The sequence below is a fragment of the Nocardia sp. NPDC041819 genome (genome assembly GCF_055590505.1).
Genome location: NZ_JBVJAP010000001.1, coordinates 1,310,357 through 1,322,938, shown reverse-complemented (window position 1 = coordinate 1,322,938; position 12,582 = coordinate 1,310,357). Strand labels below are relative to the sequence as shown.

General features: G+C 70.8%; 12 protein-coding genes. 8 read left to right on the top strand and 4 right to left on the bottom strand.

All coding sequences use genetic code 11. The features are described 5' to 3' along the window. Positions 1-190 precede the first annotated feature (190 nt). The 7 genes from ACZ6DL_RS06280 to ACZ6DL_RS06250 all read left to right on the top strand — a co-directional run bounded on the left by ACZ6DL_RS06280 (position 191) and on the right by ACZ6DL_RS06250 (position 5,166). The gene (locus tag ACZ6DL_RS06280; protein ID WP_466049340.1) at positions 191-739 is read left to right on the top strand and encodes a TerD family protein; all 549 of its coding nucleotides are present in this window, start codon (positions 191-193) and stop codon (positions 737-739) included. 180 nt (positions 740-919) lie between these two features. Next, the gene (locus tag ACZ6DL_RS06275) at positions 920-1,336 is read left to right on the top strand and encodes a phage holin family protein (protein WP_466049339.1); all 417 of its coding nucleotides are present in this window, start codon (positions 920-922) and stop codon (positions 1,334-1,336) included. Then, the gene (locus ACZ6DL_RS06270; RefSeq protein WP_466049337.1) at positions 1,333-1,728 is read left to right on the top strand and encodes a DUF3618 domain-containing protein; all 396 of its coding nucleotides are present in this window, start codon (positions 1,333-1,335) and stop codon (positions 1,726-1,728) included. The genes ACZ6DL_RS06275 and ACZ6DL_RS06270 overlap by 4 nt, the downstream gene beginning before the upstream one ends. Further along, positions 1,725-1,982, top strand: coding sequence for a DUF4235 domain-containing protein (locus tag ACZ6DL_RS06265; protein WP_062972865.1), 258 nt, complete (start codon positions 1,725-1,727; stop codon positions 1,980-1,982). The genes ACZ6DL_RS06270 and ACZ6DL_RS06265 overlap by 4 nt, the downstream gene beginning before the upstream one ends. Positions 1,983-2,319: 337 nt before the next feature. After that, on the top strand, positions 2,320-2,688 hold the full coding sequence (locus tag ACZ6DL_RS06260; protein ID WP_466049336.1) for an STAS domain-containing protein: 369 nt from the start codon (positions 2,320-2,322) through the stop codon (positions 2,686-2,688). A gap of 116 nt (positions 2,689-2,804) precedes the next feature. Continuing rightward, on the top strand, positions 2,805-4,157 hold the full coding sequence (locus ACZ6DL_RS06255; protein WP_466049334.1) for a cytochrome P450: 1,353 nt from the start codon (positions 2,805-2,807) through the stop codon (positions 4,155-4,157). 49 nt (positions 4,158-4,206) lie between these two features. Then, positions 4,207-5,166: a helix-turn-helix transcriptional regulator gene (locus ACZ6DL_RS06250; protein ID WP_466049333.1), complete on the top strand. Its 960-nt coding sequence runs from the start codon at positions 4,207-4,209 to the stop codon at positions 5,164-5,166. Between the two features lie 93 nt (positions 5,167-5,259). Here the strand turns inward: ACZ6DL_RS06250 and ACZ6DL_RS06245 are convergent, their stop codons facing one another. The 3 genes from ACZ6DL_RS06245 to ACZ6DL_RS06235 form a co-directional block, all read right to left on the bottom strand. Next, the gene (locus ACZ6DL_RS06245; protein WP_466049331.1) at positions 5,260-5,784 is read right to left on the bottom strand and encodes a DUF8020 domain-containing protein; all 525 of its coding nucleotides are present in this window, start codon (positions 5,782-5,784) and stop codon (positions 5,260-5,262) included. A gap of 172 nt (positions 5,785-5,956) precedes the next feature. Beyond that, complete coding sequence (gene cobN, locus ACZ6DL_RS06240) at positions 5,957-9,532, bottom strand: cobaltochelatase subunit CobN (protein ID WP_466049330.1); 3,576 nt, start codon at positions 9,530-9,532, stop codon at positions 5,957-5,959. A gap of 132 nt (positions 9,533-9,664) precedes the next feature. Next, positions 9,665-10,351 (bottom strand): TetR/AcrR family transcriptional regulator, encoded by a 687-nt coding sequence (locus ACZ6DL_RS06235; RefSeq protein ID WP_466049328.1) that lies wholly within the window; start codon positions 10,349-10,351, stop codon positions 9,665-9,667. A 103-nt stretch (positions 10,352-10,454) separates the two neighbouring features. Between ACZ6DL_RS06235 and ACZ6DL_RS06230 the strand changes: the two genes are divergently transcribed. Then, complete coding sequence (locus ACZ6DL_RS06230) at positions 10,455-12,011, top strand: MFS transporter (RefSeq protein WP_466049326.1); 1,557 nt, start codon at positions 10,455-10,457, stop codon at positions 12,009-12,011. A 127-nt stretch (positions 12,012-12,138) separates the two neighbouring features. On the opposite strand, the gene ACZ6DL_RS06225 is transcribed toward ACZ6DL_RS06230, so the two are convergent. Then, on the bottom strand, positions 12,139-12,579 hold the full coding sequence (locus ACZ6DL_RS06225) for a nuclear transport factor 2 family protein (protein ID WP_393229839.1): 441 nt from the start codon (positions 12,577-12,579) through the stop codon (positions 12,139-12,141). Positions 12,580-12,582 lie beyond the last annotated feature (3 nt).

Genomic DNA, 12,582 nt, shown 5'->3' with positions numbered 1-12,582 from the left:
CGAACGGCCTCGCGGATTGGATTCTCGCCATATCCGGCGCGAACACGGGTACGCTGCACGTCCGCCGGAATCGTCCCTATCGTCTCGGTCATGGCGTTGCCGGGCGCACGGAGGGCCGCGCGCTACGACCCGGGCACGTCCACGCTCGACGGCGGAACCCGACCGCTTTCCGACGCAGAGGAGAATACCGATGCTCACCGTGCTCCGCGATGAACGCGACGTCCCGCTCGAGCACGTCACCGTGGCGCTGGGCTGGGACCCCGCTACCCGTTCGCGCTTGCTCGGCCGGCGCAAGGAGATCGATCTCAACGTCGCGGCCCTGCTCTTCGCCGCGGACCGGCTCGTCGACGTGGTGTATCACGAGCAGCTCACCTCGACGGACGGGGCCGTCCGCCTGCACGGCGACAGTCTCACCGGAGAAGGGGAGGGCGACGACGAGGTCATCAGCGTGGACCTGTCGCGCCTCTCCCCGCACGTCACCACCGTGCTGTTCCTCATCACCAGCTACACCGGCCGGACGCTCGATCGGATCGCGAACGCCTACTGCCGGGTGATCGACACCGCGGCGGGTACCCAGCTCGCCCGCCACGAGCTGACCGGCGGCGGTTCGCACACCGGCATGGTGCTCGGTCGAGTGCGTCGCGCCGGTGACGGCTGGCACTTCGAGGGCATCGGCGCGGGCTTGCAAGCGCGGCACCCGGTCGATGCCGTTCCGCAGATCGGCGCCCACATCGAGTGACCTCCCAGCGATTTCGTTTGCACCGCAATCGCTTCGGAGACCGTCGGCGCCCGGCGATCGCGGGCCGTCCCGCCCCGCGCGTCGTTACCCGAGCCGCGTCCGACCGGCCCGATGTCCGATTGGAATCCGGTCGCGCGGGTAGTCGCGGTGGAGGAGGTGTGACATGCCGAAGGAGGTCTCATGACCGAGACGACACAGATTCGGCCGCCCGCGAACGCTCGGTCGGTCACCGAACTGGTGGAGGACGCCACCGCACAGGTGTCCCGGCTCATCCGCGACGAACTGCAGCTCGCCCGTGTCGAGATGCGGGAGAAGGGCAAGCGGTTCGGGCTCGGCGCCGGCTTGGCGGGGGTCGCGGCGCTGCTGGCGTTCTACGGCGGCGCGGCGTTGGTCGCCGCGGCGGTGCTCGGCCTCGCCGAGGTCCTGCCGGGCTGGGCGTCCGCGCTCATCGTCGCGGGCGCGCTGCTCGTGGTCGCGGCGGTCCTCGGGCTGTCCGGGAAGAAGAGCGTGGAGCACGCGGCGCCGCCGATACCGCAGGAAGCGGTCGAGGGCGTGCGCGAGGACATCGAGGTGATCAAGGACAGGAGGCGGGGATGAGCGACAGCCGACCCCGGGCCGGGCAGCCCACCGACGACGTCGCGGCCTTGCGGCGCGACCGCGACGAGGCCAGAGCGGAATTGGGCAGGACGGTCGAAGAGCTGGGCCACAAACTCGACGTGCCCGCGCGGAGCAAGGAGAAGGCGCACGAGGCTGTCGAGGCGACCCAGCACGTGGCGTCCGAGGCGGCGCTCGCCGTCGCGGACAAGGCGCAGCAGGCCCGCACGGGCGCCGCGGATCTCGCCCACCGGGTGGCGGCGGCGGCGCCCGAGCCGGTCGCCGCGCGCGGCAGGCAGGCCGGTGGCGCGTTGCGCGCCCACCCGATCCCGGCGGCCCTCGGCGCGGCGGTGATCGCGGCGGTGGTGTGGCAGATCGTGCGGAGGCGGCGATGAAGACGCTCTACAAACCGCTCGGCCTGGTGATCAGCGTGCTCGGCGGCCTGGCCGCGAACGCGGTGTTCACCAAGGTGTGGACGCGGATCACCGGTGAGGACCAGGCCCCGTCCTCCACCGCGCGAGACCATTCCTGGCGCGAGGTGCTGTTCGCCGCGGCCTTGCAGGGCGCGGTGTTCGGCCTGGTCAAGGCCGCGATCGATCGTGCGGGCGCGAGCGGTTACGAATCGCTCACCGGCACTTGGCCGGAATAGCGCCACCGTGCCGGAGCGGCAGTCCGCCGCCGCTCGAAACCGCTGCCGCCGCCGTGAGTTCGGACACTCTTTCAGGTGCCCGAACTCACGGCGGCGGCATTCGTTGTGCACGGGGACGATTTCCGTAGCCGCGCGGCAGCGCCCTCCTGCCCCTGATACCGCCCCGGTCTGAGGCGGGACGCGGCGCACAGGGTGATCGCACCGGAGCGCGATGGGGTAAGTTGGCCGCGGAATGCTCGCTCTCTGCGCCGTGTCCGACTGCGCAAGAGATGCGAACCTGAGCGGAGGTCGACGTGGCGTACTGCCGAGGACGCGTGGCCGGCACGGGAGGTGGATTGTGAGTTCCGAAAGCGCGCCCCGGGCGCTGGAGGTCGAGGTGCGGTCGGCGAAGGGCACGGTGGTCGTCACCGTGCACGGCGAGATCGACATGGCGTCCGCGCCACGCTTGCAATCGGCGCTCGACGAGGCGCTGCGCGACACACCGGCCGCGGTCGTGGTGGACATGTCGAACGTCGGGTTCCTCGGCTCGGCCGGGCTGAGCGTCCTGCTGGCGGCCTCGGAGGCCACCGGTTCCGGTGGCTTGCGTGTGGTCCCCAGCGACGCGGCGCGCAGGCCGATCGAGGTCACCGCGCTGGACCGTCTGCTCACGGTATTCGACTCCGTCGAGGCCGCGCTGGCAGTCGACGAGACCCAAGCCCCCAGCTGAGCCTCCGGCACCGCATCGGTGCCGCTCGGACCCCGCCACGGTTTCGACCCCGCCTCGCCGGGTATCTGCCCGGTCGTCGGCACCGTGCCGATCTGAGCGCACCGGGAGGAGGCCGTATGGCAGACAACCGCGAACACCGACTGGTGGGAGTGCCCGCGGTGGCGGCACTGGCGGATCTCGGATTCGCCTCGGTCGCCTCGGGGGTCATCGCGCGACGTCGGCCGGTACTGGGCCTGCTCGAACGCACCGGGGCCGATTCGCGGGCGATCGAGCGCGTGCGGCAGCTGCGGCGGGAGTTCGGTGCGGGTCCGGTTGAGCTGGTGGTGCCGGGGCGCCGGATCGTGGTCGTTCTCGACCCGCAGGACGTCGGGCGGGTCCTGTCCGACGCGCCGACGCCGTTTCACCCGGCCAATCGCGAGAAGCGCGCCGCACTGCGCCAGTTCCAGCCGCACGGTGTCCTGCTGTCCGAAGGCCCGATCCGCGATCAGCGCCGGGCCGTGAACGAGGCGGCGCTGGAGTCCGCCGAGCCGCTGCACCGCCTGGCGGGGCCGTTCGCCGAGGCCATCGCGGAGGAGGCACGCGAGATGATCGTGTCCGCCCTGCACCGCGGTCACCTGGACGCGCGGCAGTTCACCACGCGGTGGTGGCGGCTGGTGCGACGGATCGTGCTCGGTGAGCGGGGCCGCGACGACACGGTGCTCACCGACGAGCTGTCCCGGCTGCGCTCGGCGGGCAATTGGTCGTTCCTGGCGCCCGCGCATCGCAGGCAGCGCGATCAGTTCACCAATCGGCTCTACCGTCACGTCGAGTCCGCTCCCCCGGACAGCCTCGCCGGGGCACTCGCCGCGGTGCCCGCGGGCGGGGCGACCGATCCGGTGGGGCAGATACCGCATTGGTTGTTCGCCTTCGACGCGGCGGGCATCGCGATGAGCCGGGCGCTGGCGGTGCTGAGCACCCATCCCGAGCACCACGCTCGCGCGCTGGCGGATGCCGTCGACCCGGACCGCGTCGACCTGCGCGGCTATCTGCGCGCCTGCGTGCTCGAGTCGGTACGGCTGTGGCCGACCACGCCCATGTTGCTGCGCGACATCACCGCCGATACCCAATGGCGCGACGGCGACGAGCGCTTCACCATCGCGGCGGGCGCGGCACTGATGATCGCGGTCGCGGCGTTCCACCGGGACGCCGAGCTGCTGCCGTTCGCCGACCAGTTCGTCCCGGAGATCTGGCTCGACGGCCGTGCGGAGCAGTACCCCCAGTTGGTGCCGTTCAGCGCGGGCCCCGCCGACTGCCCGGGCCGCAACCTGGTGCTGTTCGTCACCAGCGCGCTGCTCGCGCACCTGTTGACCTCCGCCGACTTCCGGCTGCGGTCCACGCCCCGGCCGAACCCGGACGCTCCGCTGCCGGTGACCTTGAACAATTTCGGGCTCGACTTCACCGTCGAGCCGTGCATGACGCAGGCCGGCTGATCGTCTGTCGCGAAAGGCTCGCTTCCGCGACAGCTGCCATGATCGAGCCATGCTGGAAACCTCCGCACGCCTGTTGCGGCTGCTGTCGCTGCTGCAACTGCGGCGCGACTGGACCGGGCCCGCGCTGGCCGAACGGCTCGGCGTCTCCACCCGGACCGTGCGCACCGACATCGAGCGCCTGCGGACGCTCGGGTACCCCGTGCATGCCACGCCGGGCGTCGCCGGGGGTTACCGGCTCGGGGCCGGATCGGCGCTGCCACCGCTGCTGCTGGACGACGAGGAAGCCGTGGCGGTGGCGGTCGGGCTGGTCACCGCCGCCAACGGAGCGGTCACCGGCATCGAGGAGACGTCGGTGCGGGCCCTGACGAAACTGCGGCAAGTGTTGCCGTCCCGATTGCGGCACCGCGTCGACACGCTGACCGCGGCCACCGTGCACGTGTCCGGCGACGGACAATCCACCGTGGACGCGGCGGTGCTCACCGCGGTCGCGGACGCGATCAGGGCGAGCGAGCGATTGCGCTTCGACTACGAAAGCCATGGCGGCGCACCCTCCAGCCGGGATGTCGAGCCGCACCGGATGGTGCACTGGTGGGGTCGCTGGTATCTGGTCGCGTGGGATGTGGGGCGCGGCGACTGGCGCACCTTCCGCGTCGACCGGATCGCGCCGAAGGTTCCGTACGGACCACGATTCGCGCCCCGCGCCGTCTCCGAGGAGGAGATCGCCGAGCGAGTGCAGCGCGGCGTGGGCGCCGCCACGGGGCGCTACCGTGCCCGGGTCCGCATGGCCGCCCCGGCGGAAGTGATCCGGGCCCGGCTGCCCGCGGCGGTGGAGGTGATACCGGACGGGCCGGAACACTGTGTGGCGCTGGTGGGTTCGGATTCCCCTCGGATGCTGACGTGGTATCTCGGCCTCGCCGATGTCGAGTTCGAGGTGCTCGACTCCCCCGCGCTCGCCGAACACCTGGTCGCCACGGCCGACCGTTTCCGGCGGGCGGCCGGGCGGAAATGACGTGGGATCGCGAGCTTTCGCACAGACGAAACGGCCGCGCTCGATGCCGGGGCACCGAGCGCGGCCGACAGCGCCCCGCGAATCAGTCCCGCACTACCGGCTGGCGCCCGCGGCGGCACCGATGAGGCCGCCGACCACGCAACCGGGGAAGACCCCGACGATGAAGAACACGAGACCGACCAGCGCCCCGATGGCACAGCCGATCGCCACCCCACCCAATGTGGACCCCGCGTCACCGATGAACTGCGGCGCGCCCGGTTCCGGGATGGCGGCTCCGATGGGGCTCAAGGTCAAGGTCGTTCCGGCCGCATCGATGTCGGGCGCCACTTCGACCTGCTGTCCGAACATGGACACCATGGTCGTGGGCACCGTGGTCACGACCGACCCGTCGGGCCCCAGCACCGCGATCCCCCCCGGCGTGCGGGCGAACGTACCGGAGTCGAGTGTGACCACAGCGCTCGTCCGGTCCGGCGCGACGGACGTGGTGTAGGAGACACCGCTCTCGTTCCCGCTCACCACGGGGTCGTAGATCTCGGCCTGCCCGTACGCCGTCGCCGCGGTCACGCCGGTGGCGGCAATGGTCAGCAGCGTGGTCGCAACCAATTCTCTGAACTTCATGAGCCTTCCCATCCTCAGCAGATTCGATCTGTCGTTACCTGGGTACAGCCGTGGAACACTAGCGATTATAGGCGTTGGACATCACCATTTCCGGCACTTGAGAATGTCCGAAATGTCTTGCCCGCCAAGCTGTTCGGCGGTCATCCAGGAGATGATGGGAAGGTGGGTCCTGCTACTCCAGCTCCCCTTCGGTCTCCAAGTAGACCTGCCGCAGTCGATCGAGCGTGTCCGGTTCGGGGTGTTCCCACAGTTTGCGCTCGGCCGCCTCCAGCAGCCGCTCGGCAATGGCGTGCAGCGCCCAAGGATTGGACTGCTCCATGAACTTCCGGTTCACCTCGTCGAAAACGTAGCTCTCCGAGAGCTTCTCGTACATCCAATCGGCTACCACGTTGGTGGTGGCGTCATAGCCGAACAGGTAGTCGACGGTCGCCGCCATTTCGAACGCGCCCTTGTAGCCGTGCCTGCGCATCGCCTCGAGCCACCGGGGGTTCACCACCCGGGCCCGGAACACCCGCGCAGTCTCCTCGGACAGCGTCCGGGTGCGCACCGCGTCCGGGCGGGTACTGTCGCCGATGTAGGCCTCCGGGTTCTTGCCCGTCAGCGCGCGCACCGTCGCGACCATGCCGCCGTGGAACTGGAAATAGTCGTCGGAGTCGGCGATGTCGTGCTCGCGGGTGTCGGTGTTCTTGGCCGCCACGGCGATCCGCCGGTACGCGCCGCGCATGTCCTCGGCGGCGGGCGCGCCGTCGAGGTCGCGTCCGTAGGCGTAGCCGCCCCAGGTGGTGTACACCTGCGCGAGATCGTCGTCGGTGCGCCAGCTCTTCGAATCGATCAGCTGCAACAGGCCGGCCCCGTAGGTGCCGGGCTTGGAGCCGAAGATGCGGGTGGTGGCGCGCCGCCGGTCGCCGTGTTCGGCGAGATCGGCCTGGGCATGCGCCCGCACGTAGTTCGCCTCGCCCGGCTCGTCCAGGTCGGCGACCAGGCGGACCGCATCGTCGAGCAGGGCGAGCACGTGCGGGAACGCGTCGCGGAAGAAGCCGCTGATGCGCACCGTCACGTCGATGCGGGGACGGCCGAGTTCGGCGAGCGAGATCACCTCGAGCGTGCTGACGCGGCGGCTCGCCTCGTCCCAGACCGGCCGGACGCCCAGCAGCGCGAGGACTTCGGCGATGTCGTCGCCGGAGGTGCGCATGGCGGAGGTGCCCCAGATCGACAGGCCCACTGACCGCGGGTACTCGCCGTGATCGGCGCGGTAGCGCTCCAGCAGGGATTCCGCCATGGCCTGCCCGGTCTCCCAGGCCAGCCGGGACGGCACGGCCTTGGGATCGACCGAGTAGAAATTGCGTCCGGTCGGCAGGACGTTGATCAGGCCGCGCAACGGCGAACCGCTCGGGCCCGCCGGGATGAACCCGCCGTCGAGCGCGTGCAGCACCCGCTCGATCTCCACGCCGGTCTGCCGCAGGCGCGGCACCACCTCGGTGGCCGCGAACCGCAGCACCCGGCGCACCTCGGGGTCGTCGGTGATGCCGTCCACCGCCTCGGGCGACCAGTCCGCCGCCTGCAACGCCGCGACCAGCGCGCGGGCGCGGTCCTCCACGGCGTCAACGCGCTCGCGCGCCTCCCCGCCCGACTCGTCCAGGCCGAGGGCTTCGCGCAGACCGGGCACGGTGCGCTCGCCGCCCCACAGCTGGCGCGCGCGCAGCATGGCCAGCACCAGATCGAGTTCACTCTCCCCCGCCGGGGCTTGTCCCAGGATGTGCAGGCCGTCGCGGATCTGCACGTCCTTGATCTCGCACAGCCAGCCGTCGACGTGCAGCAGCATGTCGTCGAAGGAGTCCTCGTCCGGGCGCTCGGTGAGGCCGAGGTCGTGGTCCATCTTCGCGGCGCGCATCAGCGTCCAGATCTGCTGGCGGATGGCGGGCAGCTTAGCCGGGTCCAGCGCGGAGATGTTGGCGTGCTCGTCGAGCAACTGCTCCAGACGTGAGATGTCGCCGTAGCTTTCGGCCCGGGCCATCGGCGGGATCAGGTGATCCACCAGGGTGGCGTGCGCGCGCCGCTTGGCCTGGGTGCCCTCACCGGGGTCGTTCACCAGGAACGGATAGATCAGCGGCAAGTCGCCGAGGGCGGCGTCGGTTCCGCATGAGGCCGACATGCCCAGCGTTTTGCCCGGCAGCCACTCCAGGTTCCCGTGCTTGCCCAGGTGCACCATCGCGTCCGCGCCGAAACCGTCGGGCGATCCGAGCCACCGGTAGGCCGCCAGGTAGTGGTGGCTGGGTGGCAGATCGGGGTCGTGGTAGATCGCGACGGGGTTCTCGCCGAAACCACGCGGCGGCTGCACCATGAGCGCGACATTGCCGAAACGCAGCGCGGCGATGACGATCTCCCCGCCCGGGTCGGACGAGCGGTCGACGTAGAGTTCGCCCGGCGGCGGGCCCCACGCCTCCACGACGGCGTCGCGCAGGCCGCCGGGCAGGGTGTCGAACCAGGCCGCGTAGGTGGCCGCGCCGATGCGGATCGGGTTGCCCTCGAGCTGTTCGGCGGTCAGCCAGTCGGGATCCTGGCCGCCCGCCGCGATCAGGGCGTGGATGAGGGCGTCGCCGTCCCGCTCGTCCAGGCCGGGGATCTCGCCGGGTGCGCCGAGATCGTAACCGGCGGCACGCATTTCGGTGAGCAGGCGGATGGCGCTGGCCGGGGTGTCCAGGCCGACGGCGTTGCCGATGCGGGCGTGCTTGGTCGGGTAGGCCGACAACATGACCGCGATGCGCTTGCGCGCGGCGGGGATGTGGCGCAGCCGCGCGTAGCGTGTCGCGATGCCCGCGACCCGGGCGGCGCGCTCGGGATCGGGGACGTAGGTGGACAGGCCGTCGGCGTCGAATTCCTTGAACGAGAACGGGACCGTGATGATCCGTCCGTCGAATTCCGGCACAGCGACCTGGGTGGCGACATCCAGCGGTGACAGCCCGTCGTCGTTGGCCTCCCACTGCGCGCGGCCGGTGGTCAGGCACAGCCCTTGCAGGATGGGCACGTCCAGGTCGGCGAGCGCGCCGACATCCCAAGCCTCGTCCTCGCCGCCCGCCGACGCGGTGGCGGGCTTGGTGCCGCCTGCGGCCAGCACCGTCACCACCAGCGCGTCGGCGCGGCGCAGGGTCGCGATCAACTCGGGTTCGGGGGTGCGCAGCGACGCGCAGTACAGCGGCAGCGCCCGCGCGCCCGCCTGTTCGATCGCGGTGCACAGCGCGTCGACGTAGGCGGTGTTGCCCGCCAGATGCTGAGCGCGGTAGTAGATCACCGCCACTGTCGGACCGTCGGCCTGCCCGGCGGCGACCCGGTCCAGTTCGCCCCAGCTGGGCAACTGGATCGGGGGTTCGAAACCGTGGCCGGTCAGCAGCACGGTGTCGGACAGGAAATTGTGCAGCTGGCGCAGGTTCTCCGGGCCGCCGGCGGCGAGGTAGTTGTGCGCGTCGGCCGCGACACCACCCGGCACGGTGGAGCACTCCATCAGCTCGGCGTCCGGGGCGATCTCGCCGCCGAGCGCGACGAGCGGGATCCCGCTCGCGCGCAGCGCCTCCAGCCCGTCCTCCCAGGCCCGCTTGCCACCGAGGATGCGCACGATCACCAGATCGGCGCCGTCGAGCAGGCCGGGCAGGTCGTCGACCAACAGGCGAGCCGGATTCCCCCAGCGGTAGTCGGCGCCGCTGGCGCGGGCACTGAGCAGATCGGTGTCGGACGTGGACAACAACACAATCACGGGTGGCAGCCTTCCTCGGGTGACGCGCCCATCGGGGGTTCGCTGCTCGCCGGGGAGGGTCTGGCTTTCTACAGTGGCGCGACCGCACCGGACTTCCACCGGTTTCCTCGTCGTCCGCCGAGCACGCCGATGCTACCTGCCGTTCGGGCCGGGCTCGTCCACGCGTCCGCCCCGCTGCACCGTCCGGCGTTCGCGGTCGCTCGACCGCGCGGCCAGGAAGTCGTCGACGAGCCGCTCGCATTCGGCCGGGGTGGTCGGCGCGAGTCCGACCAGCCTGGCGAAGACGATCGGGCCGACGAGCTGGGTCAGCGCCAGCGTCACGTCGAATTCGCCGAGTTGGGCGCGCACCTCCGGGTCGCCGAACAGCTGATCGAACGGCTTGCGGTACTGCTCGATGAGCCGCTGGCGCAGCGAGGTGAACGCCGGACCCGCATCGGACGCGCCGCGCTCGCCGGTGGCCAGCCACGCCAGCGTGGACATCTGCAACGGGGCCTCGTTGACGACCGCGGCCTGCCTGCTGAGCAATTCGGTGAGCCGTTGCCGCAGCGGACCATCCGGCGGCGCCTCGATGACCGGAGGAAGCAGCCGCTCGAGCGTGGCGGCGCGCAACTGCACGGCGTTGTCGAAATGCCGGTACAGCGTGGTGCGCGCGACCTTGGACATGGTCGTCACCGCTTCGACGGTGACCGCTTCCAGCCCACCGGATTTCAACAGCGCCGTCGCGGCGTCGAGCAGCCTGGCCCGGGAGCGCAGCTTGCGCGGATCGACCTCGTCACCGGGGTCAGGGTGGTGCGGGGGCGGTTCTGCGGCACCGGTCATGGGTCGAACATTCCTCCTTCGCGACGCCTATCGCCACCCCGCCCACTTATGCTACTGATAGTAGCGTAGCGATACTGACAGTTCCGTTCTGCCGGGAGGCGCCATGGAGTCCACCGCGAGACGTTTGTCAGTCGCTCAGCGCTGGATGTTGACGATCTCGTGTGCCACCGTGGCCCTGGTCGTCGCGTCGATGGCGGCTTTGTACACCGCGCTACCGGAGATCGCCGCCGCCACCGGAGCCAGTCAGCAGCAGCTCACCTGGGTCATCGATGGGTACACCCTGGCGCTGGCCTGCCTCGTTCTTCCGGCGGGCGCGCTCGGCGACCGGTACGGGCGGCGCGCCGTGCTGATCATCGGGCTGTTCGTGTTCGCGGCGGCCTCGGCGACGCCCGTCCTGCTCGATACGCCCGGCTGGTTGATCGCGGGCCGGACGGTGGCCGGTGTGGGGGCTGCTCTGGTCATGCCCTCGACGCTGTCGCTGATCACCGCCGGATTTCCCGAGTCACGGCGGAGCAATGCCGTCGGGCTGTGGGCGGGTGTGGCCGGCGCGGGAGCGGTGCTGGGCATCCTCGGGTCGGGCCTGCTGCTCGAGCAGTGGTCGTGGGTGTCGATCCTGCTCGCCATGTGCATCGCGGGCGTGCTCCTGATGATCGCGGGGTTCACGCTGCCGGAATCGGTCGACCGGGCACGTCCCGCGGTGGACCTGTGGGGCGCGCTCACCTCGGCCGCGGCCGTCGGATCGCTGGTGGTGGCCGCGATCGCGGCGCCCGAGCGCGGCTGGCTGGATCCGCTGGTGATCGGCACGGCCGTCGTCGCGGTGCCGGCGGCGGTGGCGTTCGTGGTGGTGGAGACACGGGTGGCGCACCCGCTGCTGGATGTGCGCCTGTTCACCCATCGCGGCTTCGGTTCCGGGACCGCGGCGGTGACCCTCCAGTTCCTCGTGTGCTTCGGAACCTTCCTGCTGATGGTCCAGTTCCTGCAGCTGATCCTCAGGTACGGGCCCCTGATGTCGGCGCTGGCGATGGCGCCGATGGTCGTGCCGATGGTGGCGATCTCCGCGGTGGCGCCCCGGCTGGCCGAACGGACCGGACTGCGGCTACCCGTGGCCGGCGGGCTGGTGATCATCGGGATCGCGCTCATCGCGCTCTCCGGCCTCGACGTCGACAGCACCTACGTCGATCTGCTCTGGCCGTTCCTGATCATGAGCAGCGGTACCGGACTGTGCACCGCACCCGCGACGGCCGCGATTCTCGCGGGCACCCCGGTGGAGAAACACAGCGTCGCCGCCGCGGTGAACGACGCGGCACGCGAAGTGGGCGCGGCGGTCGGCATCGCCATCGCGGGCAGCATCCTGGCCGCCGGGTACAGCACCCGCATCGCGCCCGCCTTGCCGCAGGTGCCCGAACAGATTCGCGAACCGGTCGGCGACTCACTGGCCGCGGCGCTCCAGGTCACCGAGCGGGTGGGCCCGCAAGCCGCGCCCCTGGCCGAGTTCGCCGAGTCCGCCTTCGTCTACGGCGTCCAGCAATCCGCGCTGGCGCTGGGTATTCTCACCCTCGTCGCCGCGATACCGATCGGTGTGTGGGCGCCGGGACGGTCGCGCGCGGAAGCGAAACCCGCGGCCGCGCGGCCGGAAGCGCAACCGACGACGCCGCGGTGACAGCTCACGATGCCGCCGCGGCACGACCGAACACAACGACACCGTCGCCGATGTGACAACGGCACGCGAGACGATTGCGCGAACCCGATCCGGGGCGCCGAACGGTCCCCCGGCGCACACACCGGACCTACACCAGGTCCGCGTTCCCGTCGATCACCTTGAGGTGGTAGTGGAATCGGTTGACTCGCCACCCGTCCGCCGTGCGTTCGACGCCGAGGGAGTAGCTGCCGACGAAGGTGCGGGTCTTGCCCTCGACCGCGGCGTTCTTGACGTGCACCGCGATGGCGTCCGCGTGCACGCGCGCCGTGTCACCGTCCAGATCGATGAGATGGTTGCCCGACTGGTGGTGCACGCCGTCGAGGTCGGCGAGGCCGGTGCGCCAATCCGCGATGATGTCGGCGGCGGCCCGCTCCCCGACCGGCCCGCCGAACCCGCCGTCGAAATCCACGCTCGGCGTGAAGACCTCGGCCGACAAGTCTTCCCAGCGCTTCTGATCGGTGTACACGAACATTTTGGTGATCACATCGATGATGGCGAGCCGGTCGGCGAGCGTGGAGATTTCGGACATACG